Source organism: Pelotomaculum schinkii (assembly GCF_004369205.1).
GTDB classification, from domain to species: Bacteria; Bacillota; Desulfotomaculia; order Desulfotomaculales; family Pelotomaculaceae; genus Pelotomaculum_C; species Pelotomaculum_C schinkii.
In genome coordinates this window covers 1,094,734-1,112,464 of record NZ_QFGA01000001.1, presented here as the reverse complement: position 1 = coordinate 1,112,464, position 17,731 = coordinate 1,094,734, and the positions used below count along the sequence as shown (strand labels likewise).

Annotated in this window: 17 protein-coding genes; all 17 read left to right on the top strand. The window is 51.3% G+C overall.

All coding sequences use genetic code 11. The annotated features are described in order from the left end of the window. The first annotated feature begins 45 nt into the window (after positions 1–45). The 17 genes from Psch_RS05315 (at position 46) to Psch_RS05235 (ending at position 17,376) form a co-directional block, all read left to right on the top strand. Positions 46–612, top strand: coding sequence for a flavin reductase family protein (locus tag Psch_RS05315; RefSeq protein WP_134219396.1), 567 nt, complete (start codon positions 46–48; stop codon positions 610–612). 101 nt (positions 613–713) lie between these two features. Next, on the top strand, positions 714–1,244 hold the full coding sequence (locus Psch_RS05310; RefSeq protein ID WP_243123951.1) for an O-acetyl-ADP-ribose deacetylase: 531 nt from the start codon (positions 714–716) through the stop codon (positions 1,242–1,244). Between the two features lie 203 nt (positions 1,245–1,447). Next, positions 1,448–2,056: an RNA polymerase sigma factor gene (locus Psch_RS05305; protein WP_190239389.1), complete on the top strand. Its 609-nt coding sequence runs from the start codon at positions 1,448–1,450 to the stop codon at positions 2,054–2,056. Continuing rightward, complete coding sequence (locus tag Psch_RS05300) at positions 2,001–2,501, top strand: anti-sigma factor family protein (protein ID WP_190239388.1); 501 nt, start codon at positions 2,001–2,003, stop codon at positions 2,499–2,501. The genes Psch_RS05305 and Psch_RS05300 overlap by 56 nt, the downstream gene beginning before the upstream one ends. Next, positions 2,482–3,105 (top strand): B-box zinc finger protein, encoded by a 624-nt coding sequence (locus Psch_RS05295; protein WP_190239387.1) that lies wholly within the window; start codon positions 2,482–2,484, stop codon positions 3,103–3,105. Before Psch_RS05300 ends, Psch_RS05295 begins: the two co-directional genes overlap by 20 nt. Then, the gene (locus tag Psch_RS05290) at positions 3,089–4,198 is read left to right on the top strand and encodes a DUF4097 family beta strand repeat-containing protein (protein ID WP_190239386.1); all 1,110 of its coding nucleotides are present in this window, start codon (positions 3,089–3,091) and stop codon (positions 4,196–4,198) included. Before Psch_RS05295 ends, Psch_RS05290 begins: the two co-directional genes overlap by 17 nt. Before the next feature lie 335 nt (positions 4,199–4,533). Further along, a complete protein-coding gene (gene yedE, locus Psch_RS05285; protein ID WP_190239385.1) occupies positions 4,534–5,643 on the top strand; it encodes a YedE family putative selenium transporter in 1,110 nt (369 codons plus the stop codon). Further along, positions 5,603–5,815: a sulfurtransferase TusA family protein gene (locus tag Psch_RS05280; RefSeq protein WP_134219391.1), complete on the top strand. Its 213-nt coding sequence runs from the start codon at positions 5,603–5,605 to the stop codon at positions 5,813–5,815. The genes yedE and Psch_RS05280 overlap by 41 nt, the downstream gene beginning before the upstream one ends. Positions 5,816–6,191: 376 nt before the next feature. Beyond that, positions 6,192–7,133 carry an MBL fold metallo-hydrolase gene (locus Psch_RS05275; protein WP_243124034.1) on the top strand — a complete coding sequence of 314 codons (942 nt, stop codon included), beginning with the start codon at positions 6,192–6,194 and terminating at the stop codon, positions 7,131–7,133. A 111-nt stretch (positions 7,134–7,244) separates the two neighbouring features. Next, positions 7,245–8,558: a histidine kinase gene (locus tag Psch_RS05270; RefSeq protein WP_190239383.1), complete on the top strand. Its 1,314-nt coding sequence runs from the start codon at positions 7,245–7,247 to the stop codon at positions 8,556–8,558. Continuing rightward, positions 8,548–9,333 (top strand): LytR/AlgR family response regulator transcription factor, encoded by a 786-nt coding sequence (locus tag Psch_RS05265; protein WP_134219417.1) that lies wholly within the window; start codon positions 8,548–8,550, stop codon positions 9,331–9,333. The genes Psch_RS05270 and Psch_RS05265 overlap by 11 nt, the downstream gene beginning before the upstream one ends. A gap of 230 nt (positions 9,334–9,563) precedes the next feature. Beyond that, entirely contained in the window at positions 9,564–9,980 is a 417-nt protein-coding gene (gene acpS, locus Psch_RS05260; protein WP_243120698.1) for a holo-ACP synthase, read from the top strand. Next, positions 9,977–11,524 carry an NAD(P)H-hydrate dehydratase gene (locus Psch_RS05255; RefSeq protein WP_190239382.1) on the top strand — a complete coding sequence of 516 codons (1,548 nt, stop codon included), beginning with the start codon at positions 9,977–9,979 and terminating at the stop codon, positions 11,522–11,524. Before acpS ends, Psch_RS05255 begins: the two co-directional genes overlap by 4 nt. 546 nt (positions 11,525–12,070) lie before the next feature. Next, positions 12,071–13,198, top strand: coding sequence for an alanine racemase (gene alr, locus Psch_RS05250; protein WP_190239381.1), 1,128 nt, complete (start codon positions 12,071–12,073; stop codon positions 13,196–13,198). 185 nt (positions 13,199–13,383) lie between these two features. Then, the gene (locus Psch_RS05245; protein ID WP_134220003.1) at positions 13,384–13,722 is read left to right on the top strand and encodes a P-II family nitrogen regulator; all 339 of its coding nucleotides are present in this window, start codon (positions 13,384–13,386) and stop codon (positions 13,720–13,722) included. Between the two features lie 130 nt (positions 13,723–13,852). Next, on the top strand, positions 13,853–15,166 hold the full coding sequence (locus Psch_RS05240) for an ammonium transporter (RefSeq protein WP_134220002.1): 1,314 nt from the start codon (positions 13,853–13,855) through the stop codon (positions 15,164–15,166). Between the two features lie 236 nt (positions 15,167–15,402). After that, positions 15,403–17,376, top strand: a complete 1,974-nt coding sequence (locus Psch_RS05235) for a molybdopterin-dependent oxidoreductase (protein WP_190239380.1) — start codon at positions 15,403–15,405, stop codon at positions 17,374–17,376. The last annotated feature ends 355 nt before the right edge of the window (positions 17,377–17,731 follow it).

The window sequence follows — 17,731 nt, the reverse complement described above, 5'->3', positions numbered from 1 at the left end:
TGCTTTATTATTTGGTATAATATATAAAAATAACAAGGAGTGATTATGATTAAGAAAGTTACCAGAGGAGCGTCAACGGTTTTGTTTCCTGTCCCGACCGTGCTTGTGACATCCTGGTTGGAGGGCGGTGATCCCAATATTATCACCATTGCCTGGACAGGCATTATGAATTCTGAACCACCGGTGGTATATATAGGAGTACGGCCGGAGGGAAGGCATTCCTACCGGCTGATCAGGGAATCCGGTGAATTTGTGATCAATGTGCCATCGTCAGAACAGGTCAGGGTGGTAGACTATTGCGGTGTGGTAACAGGCAGGGATTTTAATAAATTTAACAAGACAGGCCTGACGCCTGTACCTGCTTCACAGGTCAGGGCGCCTTTAATTGCTGAATGCCCGGTTAATCTCGAATGCCGGGTGAGGCAGGAAATTCCTCTTGGAAGTCACAACGTGTTTATAGCCGATGTCCTGGTGGTCCATTACAACGAAGATGTCCTGGACGAAAAAGGGCGGCCCGATTTTAATAAAATAAGTCCTTATGGTTACTGTATGGGAGAATACCGGTTGCTGACTGAAAAACTTGGAACCTACGGGTTCTCTAAAAAGGAGTAAGTTCAAAGGCTCAGAGCATAAAAGGCCAAAGGACTGTTGGCCCGGCTGTCCTTTCTATTAAGGAGGGTTTCCCCCTGGAAATCTTGATAGGCAAGACACGTTTGAGCATTCTAAAAGGTGATATAACCACCCAGGATACCGAGGCCATTGTCAATGCGGCCAACTCCGGGCTTTTGGGCGGATTTGGGGTAGACGGAGCCATCCACCAAGCCGGAGGCCCCCAGATCATGGCGGAATGCAAAGAAATTCGCGCCCGGCAGGGGGGCTGTCCCACCGGCCAGGCGGTTATTACCGGGGGTGGGCTTCTTAAAGCCCGCTTTGTCATACATACGGTGGGTCCAGTTTGGTCCGGCGGCCACAAAGGGGAAGACGACCTCCTCCGCAGCGCTTACCACACCAGCCTGGCCCTGGCCTGGGAGCGTAAAATCAGTTCAGTTTCTTTCCCTTCCATAAGCACAGGTATCTACCATTTCCCAGTGGAAAGGGCTGCCCGCATCGCCTTGCAGACGGTGCTTGATTTTCTTGACGGGCATGAGTTTGCGGAGGTCCGTTTTGTGCTTTTTGATGACGCTACTCTGGGCGCCTACATAAGCGCCTTGACAGAAATCAGGCAGGCGCGTGGCCATGTCTGAACAGGTGCCGATGACTCTCCATTATTGGTATTCTATATCAATGGACAACCCCGGGTGGGCAATGGTACACAAGGGAATATTAATTTTGTTACTGAGGCGCGATATGAGCGCTTATTTTTTTGGTTGAAATTTTTTCACTTTACTTGAAGCAATTATACCGGTACATACGTCTAAATAGAAAGAAGCGGGGAAGAAGGTTGGGCATGGCAACGGACGAACTGCTGGTGCACGCGGCAAGAAATGGTGATTTGGAAGCATATGCTGCTCTGGTCGAGCGCCACCAGGATAAAATCTACAACTTAACCGCCAAAATGGTAGCAAACGGAGAAGATGCGCGCGACCTCACCCAGGAGGTTTTCGTGCAGCTCTACCAGTCACTTCCCCATTTCAGAAACGAATCTAGTTTTGGGACCTGGGCCTACCGGGTTGCCGCCAATAAATGCCTGGATTTTTTAAGAAGAAAGAAGATCAGGGAAAAGCAGGTCGTATTATCGCCCGGAGGTGGAGACGCTTTGCCTGTCGACTGTCGTGAAGGACCGGAGGAAGCGGCTATCAGGCGGGATGAAAGCCGCAGGCTAAAGGCAGCCATTAAAGACCTGCCGCAGACTTACCGGATTGTACTGGTGCTCCACCATTACCAGCAGTTGCCATATAAAGAGATTGCCGAGATTTTAAATGTACCGGTAAAAACCGTGGCGACAAGGCTTTACCGGGCCAAGCTGATATTAAAAGAAAAGCTTGCGGGAGGTGAGTCGGGTGCGTTGCAAGAAGGCAAAGGCCAATCTGGTCAACTACATGGCCAGGGAATATAGCTTCTTTAATCTTGAGGAATTGGAAGGCCACCTGGCGCATTGCTCCGGTTGCCGGGAAGAATTGGCGCGTCTCCGGGAAGTGGACTGTTTTCTGGACAAGCTGCCTGTTGTGCGCCCTCATGCTGACCTTACTAACGAGATTATAAACTCTATCAAGCGCAGTAGGCCGCCGGCAGTTTTGGTCAGGAAAAGAGCAGTTGGCGGGTGGCCGGGTTTATTCAGGGATCTTGCCGCCGCGGCAGCCATCAGCATGCTCCTTTTTTGGGCTGGGGGAGGAATTCTAAACAGTAACAATCTCGACTTGGCCGGCAAGAGAGTGGAGCATGCCGTGCAGGGTTACTTTTCAACATCGGAAGAAGCAGTAAATACGGCGTATTCCATGATGGGGAATATCAGCGAGCTATTAACAAAGGAGTTGATCAAGGATGAAGTGCGCCAACCATGAAGAACAGGAGGCTGTCGCAATCTGTTCAGTCTGCCACCAGCCAGTCTGTGAGGACTGTCTGGTTAACTTACGTAACAGGCAGTTTTGCCGGAACTGCCTGGAGAGCAGGGTGGGTGAGGATACGAAGACCGCTGACAGTACCAGAAGTACCTTTTGGGCCTTTTTTCTCTCAATCATCCCCGGCGCCGGATACTTGTATCTGGGTTTAATGAAGCGCGGTTTGCAGACAATGATTATCTTTTATGGTACAATATTCCTGGCTGCGGCAACCGAATTTGGGGCAATAACCGCCCTGGTACTGCCGGTGGTGATCTTTTACACCATCTTTGACACCTTGCAGTTGCTAAAGCAAATTAACCAGGGACAGGCGGTGGAAGACAGCCCTCTGATTGAGACAGGCTTTCTGGAATCCAGGGGTGGCCTGGTTGGTATAGCCTTAATCGTTGTCGGCGCTCTGGCCCTTTTGAATAACCTCTTGCCTAATTACCTGCCCTATCACTACCTGATGAACCGTCTGGTACCCCCGTTGTTAATTCTGGCTTTGGGCATTTACATGCTTTATAAGAATACCAGAAGGGGGGAGCAAAATGGCGACTCAGATTAAAGCCGGGCCTTTAACCTTGGCGCTGGGATTGGTCACTGCCGGCGTGGGCATGCTTGTTTACAATTTTGGCGGGTTCCAATCACCGAAAATCTTTTGGAGGTTCTGGCCCCTGCTCTTAATTGCCCTGGGGGCGGAGTTCTTTATCAGGCGATACACCAACAAGGACCGGGAAGTAGTCTTTCACATCCCAAGCATCCTGGTTGTTGGCCTCCTGGTTTTAGCCGGGTTGGTTATCAACGCGCTGCCTTCTCTTGAGTTGAACCGGATTATAGAAGAGTCCCTTTTTGAAAACCGGTACAGCTATACCAGGCAGTGGGAGTCCAAGCCCGTCAGCCTGGCTGAAGGGTCCCGGCTGAAGGTGGATAACCAGTTGGGTTCGATATTGATTAAACCTTCCCAGGACGGCGAACTGCACGCCATGGCTAAGATTATCTCTTACGGGCCGAATGAGGAAAAGGCCACGGCTAGCGCCGATAAGTTTGAGGTCACCGTGGAGGAGGGCTCAACCACCAGGATATTTACCAGCCTTTCTGAAGCTGCTCGCAGAACTCCGGGAGAGGTGATCCTGGCGGTGGAGGCGCCACCCGGGTTGACCCTGGAACTGGCTGGCGGCAACGGGGAAATTGAGGCCGGAAATTTATCCGGAAACATGAACATTAACTCTCTTCACGGCGACGTCATTGTAAGTAATCTTGACGGCAGTCTGGAAGTGAAAGGCGAGAACGGCCGCTTAACAGCCGTCGGGATAAGCGGAGATTTAAAGCTTACCTCTGAAAATGGAGAGGTAAGGGTGGAGAACCCGAAAGGCAGTGTCAAGGTGGAAAGCCGGAACGGCCTGGTGGAGCTTATTTCAGAACTGCCGCTGGAAAAGGTTTATGATCTGCGTTCTGTTAATGGTGCGCTCACTTTAACCATCCCAGGGCAGTCCAGCCTGGAGCTGGAAGCCAGGACCAGTAATGGCTCAATCTCGGTAGCAGGGAAAGGTCCCGAGCCCGACCCTGGTGTCAAGGGCTATGAGCTAAAGCTTGGTGCAGGGAAAGGCCAGGCCAAGCTGAGCACACAAAACGGTCCGATAGAGTTAAACATTAATTGAGATTTACCGTTATATTGGCAAAGTAAAATTATAAAAAGGGAGGTAACGGCTCAGGCCTTACCTCCCTTTTGGGTTTCGATTTAAATCCATAGTTATCTTATCATGATAATAACGTATAAAAGCAAGTAATTAGGAGTACCAAGTGTTATAAAAATATCGAATAATCTTAATAAAGGATTACTAAGCCGTCATATTGAAAATTATCAGAGAAATAAAATTTATATAAAACTTGTGAGCAATATTAAGGGGAGGAGGGCTTAAATTATAACGTATTTTGAGGTAGGTAGTTACAGTTGAGTGGGAAAGCATTCCAGCAAAAGAAAGGTGAATCTTAGATGAAGCAAAAATGGACGATCATTATTGCCGGCGCTATTACCGGTCTTATGGCGATCCTGCTGGTGAAATACGGTAACCCTGCTAACATGGGCTATTGTATTGCCTGTTTTCTCAGGGATATCTCCGGAGGACTCGGCTTGCAAAAAGTAGCGACAGTGCAGTATATACGCCCGGAAATCATTGGGATGGTGCTGGGAGCCTTTGGGGCGGCTGTCGCTACCAGGGAATTCAAGTCTCTGGGCGGGTCCAGCGCCTTGACCAGGTTCTTGCTCGGTTTTATAGCCATGATCGGCATGCTGGTTTTCCTGGGCTGCCCATTAAGAGCCATTTTGCGCCTCGCCGGAGGTGACTTGAATGCCCTCTGGGGTATTGCCGGGCTGATTGCGGGAGTTGGGCTGGGCCTGCCTTTCTTACGCAAGGGATTTTCCCTGGGCCGGGCCATGCCTCAAAACAAATCGAACGGCTATGTTTTTATCGGCATGGTTATTACTGTGTTTATTCTCCTGCTGGCCAAGCCGGCCTATATTATTTTCAGTACGGAAGGTCCTGCTTCCATGCGCGCGCCCCTGGCGCTGGCGCTTATGGCAGGCGTTATCGTGGGTGTTTTGGCCCAGCGTTCAAGGCTCTGTTTGGCTGGCGGTATCCGTGATTTTATTCTATTCCGGGACTCTTACCTGCTTTACGGCTTTGCGGCAATCCTGATTGTGGCACTTATCGGTAATTTAACTATGGGTACTTTTAAACTGGGTTTTGAAGGTCAACCTATCGCGCACAGCGACGGTCCCTGGAATTTCCTCGGTATGGCCCTGGCTGGTTTATGCGCGGTGTTGCTGGGCGGCTGTCCGCTCCGCCAGCTTATTTCCGCTTCAGAGGGGAATACCGATTCCGCCGTAACGGTGCTCGGTTTAATAGCCGGCGCCGCTTTCGCCCATAACTTCGGCCTGGCTGCCAGCGCCAAGGGTGTCCCGGCGGCAGGGCAGACGGCGGTCCTGATCGGTTTTGCCGCAGTCTTTGTGATAGCATTCTTTGTTTGCAAAGCTAATCTGTCAGTTCGGGGGGTGAAAGCTGATGCAGGAAGTCAAGGACGCGAGAGGGCTTCTCTGTCCTGAACCGCTCCTGATCGTCAAGAAGGAGATGGACCGGCTGGGTACGGGCACGATCAAAGTGCTTGTAGATTCAGCGGCCGCACGGGATAATATTTCCCGGCTGGCAAAAAATCAAAAGTGGAACATTGACATTACCCAGGACGGGGAAGAATTTTTACTGCAGCTAACGAAGTAAAAGCCGGTATTCATACCAAAAACTGAATAAAACACCATAATGATCGCCAGAGCTAAATGGGCGGTCATTTTTAATTGAGTCCGAAGATAAGCTAGAATACCGCTTTAAAGAGTAAAGCGCTTGGTAATTTCCTTGCCTTCAGGCAAATCATACCGTGCATTTATAGTTGGCGGACATGAGTACGCCTGAATGCCAACAGGTTGCCGCAGTCAAATATGATTGAGGCATCTAATGACGGCCCGGAGGGTGAAATAACCTGTAATGTCTTATTATTGTAAATATGGTTGATACAATATATGTTGACAATCTTCAAACTTTTCAGATATTCTAGTTGTGTAAGCCCACTTTTAAATAACGGGGGGGATATGAGTTGTCAGTGATTAGCTTGGGTGAAAATATTTATCAGGTGGATGTCAACTACCAGGGTGAGCCTGAGCGTACATCCTGCTACATTATCCTGGCGGAGAAGGCCGCTATTTTTGAAACCGGCGCGACACCGGGCATTGGCCGTTTGGTGGAGGCCCTCAAAGACCTGGGAGTGCCCCCAGGGCAATTGGCTTACATCATAGTCTCACATATCCACCTGGACCATTCGGGCGGCGCCGGAGCGCTAGCCCGGGAGTTCCCCAACGCCCGGGTATTGGTACATCCGCGCGGAGCCAGGCATCTGGTTGAGCCTTCCCGCCTGATTAATGCTGCCAGGCAGCTTTATGGAGCATCTTTTGACGTTTTATTTGGCGACATCTACCCTGTGCCCGAAGAGCGGATACATACCCCCGAGGAAGGCGAGGCCCTGGACCTCGGAGGTGGGAGAGTGCTGACCATTTACCACACGCCGGGGCATGCCCGCCACCACATGGTCTTACACGACCCGGCCAGCCGCGGCATTTTTAGCGGCGACTGCCTGGGCGGCCATTACCCTTTGTTAAGCCGGTTGATCGGGCGTCCGTATGTACTTCCGATTACCCCACCCTCAGAATTTGATCCCGCGGCCTTTATGGAAACCTTTAACCGCTTGAACCGTCTGGACCTGGAGGATGTCTACTTTACCCATTTCGGCAAGGTAGCGGGCGCGTCCGAGGTAATCGCCCGCAACAGGGATCTGGTGCGGGTCTACGCCGAGACGGGGCGGCACATGCTTGCTTCAGGGGGCGGGCTGAAAGATATTGAAGAAGCCCTGTGGAGCATGTTGTGGGGTGAGCTGTCCCAGTATGGAGAATTCAAACAGGAACAGTCAATTATAGAGTTGCTGGCCACGGATATGGGACTTAACGCTGGTGGGATTGTCAACTATTTTGAAAGAATGAAAAAGAGATAACCCGGTATGTATATGCAGGAAAGCTTTATGCACATATTGAAGAATATATACCGGCAATAAATTGAGGATATTTGTGCATTTTTACTATTAACTTTTTAGGCGGGTGAAGGTGTGAACCAGTTCAGCCAGCCGGCCGGAGGCATCGTTCTACGATGGGGCCTGGCGCAGCTCCTAATTGCAGCGGTTGTTTTTTTTGCCAAGCCGGGACTCTGGGGCTTGCTGGCCTTAATTATCCTCGTCAACGCCGTGGGGACCTACTTTGTGGTTGACTATATTAAAAGGCATAAAGTGGCCGCCTTAAAGCTGGACGAACACCCCATGGACCCTACCCTGCAGATTGCCAACGAGACCCTGCCGTTTATGAGACGAGGGCTCAATGAAGAAACGGCGCAGAAAACAGCGGAAATCATCAAGAAAATCAGCGAAGTGTCGGCTGTGGCCATTACCGACCGGGAGAAGGTGTTGGCGTATATCGGTGAGTGTTCGGATCATCACAAGGCCGGGGGACCGATTCTCACCCATTCTACCATGCAGGCCATAGCCACCGGTGAGTTGATGATTGTCAAGGATAAGAAAGGACTTAATTGCCCGGAAAAGAACTGCACCCTGCAGGCAGCTGTCATCGCCCCGCTGAAATGCAAGGGCGAAGTGGCCGGCACGGTGAAGCTTTATCAGACCAATCAGGGTGACCTGCAGCCTTCCGTTGTGAAGATGGCGCTGGCGGTGGCGCAGCTCCTTGGTATGCAGATGGAGCTGGCGGAGTTGGACCGGCAGGCTCAATTGGTCACGATTGCCGAGCTTGACGCTCTGCATGCCCAGATAAACCCTCACTTTTTATTCAATACCCTGAATGCTATAATAAGCTACAGCAGGTCGCACCCGGAAACTGCCAGAAGGCTTTTAATCCGCCTTGCTTCATTTTTCCGGCAGGCACTCAAAAGGCAAGGACATTTTAACAGTTTAAAAGAAGAAATAGAATATGTAAATACCTACCTTGTGCTGGAAAAGGCCCGTTTCCGGGAAAAGATCAGGATCAAAAAGGATATTGACCCGGCCCTCCTTGAGTATCAGGTACCCGTGCTGACCCTGCAGCCTCTGGTGGAAAACGCCATCAAACACGGCGTCCAGCCTATGATCGGGCCTGGCACGGTTAAAATTACAGCGCGACTGGACAATGGAGAAATGCTCTTTATCATTGAGGACGACGGGGTGGGAATCAGCCGGGACAGACTGCCCAAGGTGCTGCTGCCGGGTTTTGGTTCCGGCAACGGGGTTGGTATGAGCAACGTGCACGAACGTTTAAAGAGCCTGTATGGAGAGGATTACGGTCTAAAAATAGTGAGTGAGGTCGACAAAGGCACTTCGGTGTATATACGGATACCCCTGAAGAAACACCGGGAGGAGGGGGCTGTTGTTGAAGCTTAAAGCGCTGATCGTGGATGATGAATACCCAGCCAGACAGGAGCTTAGACATGCTTTGAACAGCACCGAAGATGTGGAAATCGTCGGTGAGGCTACCAATGCCCAGGAAGCCCTTGCCCTGATTAAGGCGCTGGATTACCAGGTCCTTTTTCTGGATATATCCATGCCCGGCATGAGCGGGCTGGAACTGGGAGCGGTCATCCAGGAACTGCCCAGACGGCCGCATATTGTTTTTGTTACGGCTTATGACGAGTACGCGGTCTCTGCGTTTGAAGTTAACGCTGTGGACTATATCCTTAAGCCATTTGAGCCGAAGCGGTTAAAGAAAGCGATTGACAAGGTTGTTAAAATAACCCAGGAGGCCGGCGTCCTTCAAAGCGCAGGCGAGGTCAGAGCCGAGCGCGAAGCCGAACTCAAAACAGGCCCACCCCCAAACCAGATCAGGATCGAACGTGTTCCCGCGGAAAAGCAGGGTAAAACTATCCTGGTTGCAGAGTCCGATATCTTCTATGCCTTTACAGAGCAGGATTATGTCTACATCAAAACGTTTAATAACAAGCTTTTCACCCGTTTTACCCTGAAGGAACTGGAGGCCCGCTTAAACCCCAACGTTTTTTTCAGGACCCATCGCTGTTACCTGGTCAATCTGCACAAAGTAAAAGAGATTGTGCCTTTCTTCAACGGGACCTATAACCTTACCGTTGAGGACCAGGAGACCAGTGAGGTGCCGGTCAGCCGGGCCCAGGCCAAAAAGTTGAAAAAGATCCTGGGCCTGTAGAGAGCCTTCTAATCAGCAGCGGTTAGAGGGCTTTTGTGTATAGGCGGGCAGTTGTAAGGTTTTTAATAGAATGCTTGTCTGTTAAGTCAGATAAGGTTGAGGCAGGTTTTTTACCGGCGCCGGCGAATTTTTTAATTATAGCTAATGCTTCATTTGTGCGAATAATTCACGCCAACTTTTTTTAAGAAGGCTTTTGTATTTTCAGATAGCATTTTTGGGGAGAAACGGTTTTGGTCCAAGAATATAAACGTGATGATTCAATAATTGGTGTAGGAACCGATATTATCGAAATCGACCGGGTCAAGCTTGCTGTGGAACGGTCAGGCAGCCGGTTTCTGGAGCGGGTCTATACCTCCGCGGAAATTGCTTATTGCGAGGCCAGACGTGACCGCATTTCCTGCTATGCCGCGCGTTTTGCAGCCAAAGAAGCGGTTTTGAAGGCTATCGGGAGCGGCCTTTCGGGTTGTCGCTGGGTGGAAGTGGAGGTCAGCCGCAGCCGGGAGGGCCCGCCCGGAGTTTTACTGCACGGAGCCGCAGCTGCTCTGGCAGCCAAGAGAGGAATTGGATCATTGCACATCACCTTATCACATAGTCGTGAATTTGCGGTGGCTTTTGCTGTCGCCACCGGACGGGGGGCTAACGCATGAGGGTGGTTACCGCTGAAGAAATGAAGGCGTTGGAAAGGACCGCCATTGAGGATTACGGCATACCAGGCCTAGTCCTGATGGAAAACGCCGGCCGCCATGTGGTGGAAGTTGTCAAACAAGTATTGGGAGATGTACGGGACAAGACAGTTACCGTTTTTATCGGCAAGGGCAACAATGGCGGGGACGGACTGGTTGTCGCGCGCCATCTTCTGAACATGGGCGCCGTGGTTAAACTGCTGGCCCTGGCCAATATCGAAGAAATCTCAGGCGACGCAGCAATAAATCTGGAAATCTGGCGTAAGATGGAGCAGAAGATATACTCCCTCCAGCATGGCGACGGCATCAATATCGTAAGGCTGATCCTGATGAATACCGACCTGATTGTAGACGCTATCTATGGGACCGGCTTCAAAGGCAAGATCGGGGAGAAGGCCGGCCGTATTATTGAGGTTTTAAACGGCAGCGGCAAGCCGATAGTGGCCGTGGATATTCCGTCCGGCCTGGAAGCCGACAGCGGCAGGGTCAACGGGCCCTGCATCCAGGCTGATCACACCGTCGCCTTCGGTCTGCCCAAGCTGGGGCTGATACTTGAGCCCGGTGCTGATTATGCGGGCAACTTGCACGTAGTGGACATATCTATCCCCTCCGGCCTGGTGGAAAAGGACGGACCACAGAGGTACCTGACCACCCGCGAGCTGGTGAAGGAATGGATGCCCAACCGCCGGTCTTCCGCCCACAAGGGTGATTTTGGCAGGGTCCTGGTGGTTGCCGGATCCCGCGGCATGACCGGAGCGGCCAGCCTGTGCGGAGAAGCAGCCTTGCGGGTCGGGGCAGGTTTGGTAACGGTGGCTGTGCCGGAAACACTCCACAGTATAATGGAAGCCAAACTTACGGAGGTTATGACAGCCCCCCTGCCTGACTCCGGGAACGGCAAGCTGGTAAGGGAAGCCAAGCAGCGTATTATATCGCTGTTGGAAGATAAGGATGTTTTAGCCATCGGTCCGGGTCTTTCGACCGACCCGGAAGTGGTGGCCTTAGTCAAGGAACTGCTTCCTGCGGTACACGTTCCCTGCGTCCTGGACGCTGATGCCCTCAACGCCCTGGCCGGAGACGGGGAAACGCTTAGAAAGGTTCAGGCCCCTGTGGTCGTTACGCCGCATCCCGGAGAAATGGCCAGGTTAACGGGGACTAAAATACGTGAAATACAGCATGACAGGCTTGTTGTCGCCGCCAACGCGGCTGCTGCCTGGAACGTGGTGGTCCTCCTGAAGGGGGCCAGGACGGTTGTGGCCGCGCCGAAAGGAGCGGTTTTCATCAACCCGACCGGCAACCCGGGCATGGCCACGGCGGGCAGCGGCGATGTCCTGACCGGGGCCGTCGCAGCCCTCATGGCCCAGGGACTGGAAGCGTCCCGGGCTGCTGCGGCCGGAGCCTATATCCACGGTTTGGCCGGTGACCTGGCCGCACGCCGCAAAGGCATGATAGGTCTGGTAGCAGGAGACATCGCCGCGGCCCTGCCGGAAGCCACCATGGAGATTGGCTGAGAGTTCACCCGTTCATTGTTTGATTGGGAATCAATATGGTAGTCGGAAGTAAAAGAATCGACCGATCCCATCCTGGATTTAAAAAATTCTGGCGCAATACCGGAATTTTTTTTTCTTTCAAAATAAACTTGCAATTATGAATACTGTATAAAGTATTGCGTATTACATAATATTGTATACAATATAAATTAATAGTACATTGAAGGGAGGTCTGTAGAGTGAACTACTTTTTGTTCTCACTGGCCACCGCGGGTGTATATTATTTAGTCTACCGCTTTTTAGCTTGGGATGACAGGCATTTGCAGCACCGCTAGTTCCCGGCCTAAAGATAACTAAACAGTTCTATCATAAGGTTTCTTTTGTAACCTCACCCTGGGCGCCAGGGTTTTGCTTTTTTATGAAGGAAATGCTATTGTTAATGAGAATATAAAACAGATAAAAGAATGTCGTTGACGTGACCCGCTGAGTATGAAATCATAGCTATGTATGAGCTTATGGGGAACTAATCCGTATGCTGAACATTTATTTTCATAGCAGAGAAGGTGGATGAATTTGCAGCCGTTTCCGGTGTGGGCAGAAATTGATTTACAGGCGGTTGCCGGGAACATGCGGGAAATTCGCAGGGTTACCGCTGCCACAGCCCGGGTCATGGCTGTGGTCAAAGCCAATGCTTATGGGCACGGGGCCGTGGAGGTCAGCCGGGTAGCCCTAGCTAACGGCGCGGACTGGTTGGGTGTAGCCCGCGTGGCGGAAGGTACGGCTCTGCGCGAGGCGGGCATAGAAGCGCCTGTTTTAGTGCTGGGATACATAACGCCTGAGCAGTGTGATGAGGTGGTACGGCGCCGGCTGACGCAAGCTGTTTACACCCGGGAAATGGGGCTTGCTCTGGCGGAAGCTGCCGTCCGGGCAGGGACCAAAGCGAGGGTCCATTTCAAGGTTGATACAGGGATGGGGCGGATTGGCTGGACAGAGCCATCCCGCGTGATACAGGAAACCCTGGAACTGGCCCGCAACCCCAACCTGGAAATAGAAGGGATTTTTACCCACTTTGCCGCAGCCGATGCTGCGGACAAACAATACACACAGCGGCAATTTCAAAAGTTCATGGAAATCATTGAAAAGCTGCGCCAAAACGGGCTGGAGTTTCCCTTGCGGCACGCGGCCAACAGCGCGGCGATAATGGAGTTGCCGGAAACCCACCTTGACCTGGTCAGGGCCGGCATCATAGTCTACGGCCTGTATCCGTCAGATGAAGTCGACCGCGGCAGGGTTGCGCTCAGCCCGGTAATGAGCCTAAAGGCCCGGGTGGCCTATGTAAAAGACGTCCCGGCCGGCTTCAAGGTTAGCTACGGGTGCACTTACGCTACAGAGCGTGACACAAATATCGCCACGCTCCCTTTGGGCTACGCCGATGGTTATTCAAGGCTGCTCTCATCAAGGGGGGAAGTCCTGTTAAACGGCCGGCGGGCGCCGGTCGTGGGCAGGGTGTGTATGGACCAGCTGATGGTGGACGCCGGCGATATCCCCGGTGTAAAAATAGGGGACGAAGCAGTGCTAATCGGGCGGCAGAACGGTGAGAAAATTTCTGCTGATGATATTGCCGCCAGGATCGGCACCATTAATTACGAAGTGACGTGCATGGTCAACCAACGTGTTCCGAGGGTATATGTTTAAATAAACAAAATCTTAACAATACCCCTTGCTGGTCTTTTTTATCAAATATATAATTAATCTGACTGCAATGATACGAAGCTGTATCGCGGCCGATGGCGGCCGGTTTCGCAAGGTTTTGCGGGATGGATATATATCGTATTATTTTGGGCAAAATTGACGAACAACAAGGGAGTTGTACACAAAGGGTGAAAAAAATTGAAGCGGTAATCCGCCCTGAAAAGCTGGAAGAGGTTAAGGAGGCTCTGGGCAGGTTCGGTATTCATGGCATGACGGTGAGTCAGGTAGTGGGCTGTGGCCTGCAAAAAGGGCGTGTGGGGGTTTACCGGGGGCATGAGTATAACATTAATCTGCTGCCCAAGTTGAAGCTTGAGATAGTGCTGAAAGACCAGTGGGTTAAGGATGTAGTGGATATCATCAGCCAAAAAGCCCGCACTGAAGCGATTGGTGACGGCAAGATATTCATTTTCCCGGTGGAAGAGGTTGTTCGGATCAGAACCGGGGAATCAGGCGAAGACGCCCTGTAAATCTACTGATGGTTAACTTAACAGCATAATAACAGGAATGGTTCCTGTCGGGCAAAGGCGCTCTTAAAACCGGGTTTTTTAACCCAGGGTTCTAAGTGCGCTTTTAATTTTATTAACAGGAGGAATTATTGTGGAACCGACTATAAAGGAGCTGGCGTCAGGTATTGATACCATCTGGGTGCTTTTGTGCGCAGCCCTGGTATTTTTTATGGAAGGCGGCTTTGCCTTTTTAGAGGCCGGTTTTATTCGAGCAAAAAACTCCATGAATATTGTCATGAAAGTTTTTACCGACAGTACTTTAGGCATGTTGAGCTATTGGGCCTTTGGCTTCGGCATTATGTACGGTCTGGACAAGGCGGGACTTTTCGGTACCAGCGGGTTTTTTATGGAAGGAAACCTGGAGCACATCCAACTGAGAGTGCCCATCTACGCTTACTGGCTTTTCCAGGCGGCTTTCGCCATGGCCATGGCTTCCATCGTTTCGGGAGCGGTTGCCGAGCGGATGAAATTCAGCCCCTACATAATCTACACCGTTCTGGCCGCCGGGTTGATTTACCCCCTGGCGGGACACTGGGTTTGGGCCGCCGGCGGTTGGCTCTATAACCTGGGCATGCTGGACTTCGCCGGTTCTGCCGTGGTCCACGCGGTGGGGGGGTGGAGCGCCCTGGCCGCGGTTATGGTGTTGGGTCCGCGGACGGGCAAGTATAACGAAGACGGGTCGATGAATGTGCTGCCCGCCCATAACCTGCACCTGGCCTTTCTGGGAACGTTCATCCTGTGGTTCGGCTGGTTTGGCTTTAACCCCGGCAGTTCTCTTTCAGGTCTCGACATGAATATCGCCAGGATTGCCGTTACCACGAACCTGGCTGCGGCTGCCGGCGGGACGGCGGGAACCCTCTTTACCAAGTTCAGGTACGGCAAGGCTGATCCCAGCATGGCCATGAACGGCGCGCTGGCGGGCCTGGCAGCCATAACCGCCGGGTGCGCCTTTGTCAGCCCGTTAAGCGCGGTAATTATTGGCGCGGTGGCAGGGGTACTGGTGGTGCTGGCGGTAGCGTTTTTTGACCGGATTAAAGCTGATGACCCGGTCGGCGCCATTGCCGTCCACGGTGTTAACGGTACCTGGGGGGTCCTGGCCGTGGGGCTTTTCGCCCAGAATGGCGGCTTGTTGTACGGCGGCGGCTTTAAACTCCTGGGGGTGCAGGCTCTGGGTGTTGTGTCGGTATCGGTTCTGGCTTTTGCTTTAACCTACCTTATTCTCAGCGCTCTGAAGAAGACAGTTGGGATCAGGGTCTCGGTGGAGGAAGAGTTCGAAGGTATGGATGTTATTGAACACGGTATGCCGGCCTATACCGGATTGGTAACCTCACCCCTTTACGATGTGGATGAAGCCCCTCTTCACGCCGCCGCTGAAGATAGAAAACCTGCACTGCGCCTGTCGTGACTTGGCTTACGAATGGGCCTGCAGTACCGGTAAACAAAGACGGATGAATTCTCGCCGGGGAAAATACTGACTTGCACTTTGCAGTAACGGCCAGGGATGTGGTTTTACAGATAAAGAATGTGAAGCGTCAAAGATGTAGAAGGCCGGTGATGATTTTAAATCGCCGGTCTTTTTGGAATATTGATATGGACGATCTGCCAGTAAGGATGTCTTGCCTTGATAGGAGATTATGAACGATGAAGCGAGAAGTAATTACTACTTGCACGAGGGACTGTACCAATACCTGTGGCCTGATCGCTACGGTGGAACACGGCAAAGTCGTAAGCTTAAGAGGAAACCCGAAACATCCTGTCAATCAGGGTAGAGTGTGCCATAAGTGCGCCGGGTTTGTGAAACGGGTTTACAGTCCTGAACGCGTACTCACACCGCTGCGCAGAAAAGGCAGCGCCTGGGCGCGGATTTCCTGGACAGACGCGCTGGATGAAATCGCCGGGCGGATGGATAAGATTAAGGAGCGTTTCGGCTCCGAAGCTATTCTGTACTATCAGGGCTTTGGGGAGCGTACGGCGCTAAAACTATTAAATAACAGATTTTTTAATTTATTCGGCGGGGTTACCACTATTCACGGCACTCTTTGCGGCGGTACCGGCCAGGCCTCTCAAGACCTTGATTTCGGGCGCCGCATTTCACATGATCCATTTGATCATCTTAACAGTAAGTCATTGATCCTTTGGGGAAGAAACCCTGTTATTACCAATATAAATTTGCTGCCTGTTATTAAACAAATACGTAAACAAGATAGTCCGGTCATATTAATTGATCCGGTGGCATCGGAAAGTAGAAGTATTTGTGATTACCATATACAGCCTGCCCCCGGGAAAGATGCCTATTTGGCGATGGCGGCAGCCAAGATCATTTTATCTCGCGGCGCAGAGGACATTGACTTCCTGATGCGCCATAGCGAGGGATTTGATGCCTTCAAGAAAGTGTTGGATTCCTTTACAGTGGAACAACTGGCCGTCCATTGCGATGTTCCTGTCGGGCAAATTGAGTTGCTGGCGGAAGTCCTTATGAATAAAAAGCCAACCGCTATTCTTTTGGGATGGGGGCTGCACCGTTGGGAACATGCCCATTATACCATTCGCAGTATTGATGCTTTGAGCGCCATTACCGGTAATATTGGCGTGGCTGGCGGTGGCGTGAGTCAGGGTTTTGAGGAATACGGGCCTTATGACCTGAATTTAATGGGACACGAACTCAATCCGCCTCGCAGAAAGTTTTTGATGCCGCTCATCGGGGAAGAGATCTTAATGGCCCAGGATCCGCCTGTAGAGATGATTTTTGTTACCGCGGGTAATCCGGTAAGCATGGCTCCAAATTCTGCAAAGGTGGCGAAAGCGTTCGCGAAAACCCCGTTTGTGGTAGTAGCGGGGCACTTCCTGGATGACACGGCCGACTATGCGGATATATTTTTACCCGTTACTACGTTCCTGGAAGAGACAGACATTGCAGCCGGTTTCGGTCATAACTATGTCGGACCGGTAAACCGCGCTATTGAACCTTTAGGTGAGAGTAAGTCTGATTTCGAAATGTTTCATGCGTTGGCTGCAAGGTTCTCCTTCGGAGCTGAATTCAACCACAGTCCGGAGGAGTGGTTGTCTATGCTGACGGCTCCTTTGCTTGCCAAGGGAGTGGCTTTGGGGGAGCTTTCTAAGGGGCCGGTAAGGGTTCCGGACGCTCCTATGGTTCCTTACGCCGGCCGGATTTTCCCGACTCCTTCGGGCAAGTTTTCTTTTTTAGCGGAGTTTGAGCCACCAACCACGAGCCATGACGCAGAATTTCCATTCTATTTAATGTCGGTTATGGCACGCGATTGGATTGGTTCGGAGTTGACGCTGTCTGAACAGAGTGAATTGCTTGTGGTTCGCATGAATTCACAAGAGGGATTGAAACTGGGTTTGTGTGATGGAGATACAGTTCGCATTGTAAGTATGGCCGGGGAAATGAAGGCCAGGCTAAAGCTGGACGATGCGCAAAGAAGGGATATTGTCGTATGCCCCAGGGGGGGGTGGATTAAGGCCGGCAGGGGGATTAACGTGTTAACACGCGATCTGGTAAGTAAAGTGGGAAATGGAACACCTTATTTTGAAACAAAGGTAAACATCAAGCGTGTTGAAAACGTATGTGGTGAAATAAATGACAGCAATTAGCAACTCTCCACCATGGTATCTTCAGCCCTTAAGGAAACGCCGGCGCCAGGTTGGCCGCGAAACAGTATGAGACGCTGTGGATTTAGGGACAAGGTATGGATATAGCCAGGTTGCAAGTTGATATTTAAAATAAATCAGAAGTTCTCATAAAAAGACGTTGACAGTGATTGGATTGCCTTATATAATATTTCTATAATTAAAAACACTGATACAAAGTTGTATCTACATTGGCGATGACGCTTTTTAAGAAGGAAATTCTTGAAAAGCGCTTTTGTTTTTAGACGAAGATGTATATTTTTGAGCAGTGACGCTCTCAAGACAGGAATAAGACTGTCGCGAGGGCGTTTTTCTGTTA